1 protein-coding gene is annotated in these 1,240 nt (G+C 40.7%); it reads left to right on the forward strand.

Annotated features, from left to right (window positions below; translation table 11 throughout):
* Positions 1-181 precede the first annotated feature (181 nt).
* Positions 182-1,240, forward strand: a 1,059-nt coding sequence (locus AC07UV_RS25655) for an IS110 family RNA-guided transposase (RefSeq protein ID WP_495185848.1), incomplete at its 3' end; no start/stop codon positions are given.

The following is a 1,240-nucleotide window of genomic DNA, read 5'->3' on the forward strand; positions in this document are numbered from 1 at the left end:
GGCTATTCGTGTGAGACGAATTGGGGCTAGGTAAACAGATCGTTATACCGTAAAAAAGGAATTGTCCACACGATTATATTCTCAGGAGTCTGAACAGTACTTAAGGCCGCTATTTCGAGCCTGGATAAAACAAAAGGATAGACGAAGGAGGATTAAGTCGATACGATTTAAATTCTTGACTATGGCTATTAGCAAACAATGCATTGGGATAGATATCTCAAAAGCGACATTTACAGCATGTGTGTGTCAGCGTTCAGATGATGGAGGATTAACGTTCTCCAAGACAGTGGATTTCAGTAATGATACCAAAGGATTCAACCAGTTTCTGCGTTGGTCCAAAGGAGTCATTGTGAGAGATGCAGAACTTGTTTTTTTGATGGAGGCTACCGGTGTGTATTATGAGAACCTTGCCCACCATCTGCACAAGATTAAGAAAAGGGTTCATGTTGTTCTTCCCAATACGTCAAAGCACTATTTTTCGAGCCTCAATATCAAGACCAAAACGGATGCTGTTGATGCGCGGATCCTGAGTCAATTCGGTGTAGAAAGGATCCATAAAGGATGGAGTCCTCCTCCACCAGTCTTATTGCAGCTGAGAAATCTAACCAGATACCATGTCCAGCTGCAGGAGCAGAAAACGGCATTAGGCAACATCAAACATAGTAAGGACTGTTCGCATGCTATCCAGATCTTTATACTAAAAAGCAATAAAAAACTTATTGCTGAGATAGATAAGGAGATTGCCAGATGTATCAAGGAAATCAACAGACTGGTAAAGTCAGATGTGGATCTCCATAGAAAAATTGAGAAGCTTGCAACGATAAAGGGGATCGGAATGATCACCATGGTTACCATTCTTGCCGAAACAATGGGTTTTGAACAGTTCAGTAGCGCCAAACAACTTGTCAGCTATGCTGGATATGATGTTGTTCAGCGGGAATCTGGGACATCTGTAAAAGGAAAAACGAGGATCTCGAAAAAGGGGAACAGATATATCAGGAATGCACTGTATTTCCCCGCTATGGTATCCTGCAGATACAATCCATTGCTAAAAGAAGCTTACATGAGGATCATCCAGAAAAAAACATCAAAAATGATCGGACAGGTGGCCATCCAGAGAAAATTATTAATCTTAATGTATACACTTTGGAAAAATGATACCGTGTTTATAGAAAATTATAAAGTAAGTAGTCCCGGTCCGAAAACCGAGACTACACTAGATAGTTCAGAAGCTGAACTT

This window comes from Sphingobacterium sp. GW821-FHT03E03, from assembly GCF_059420745.1.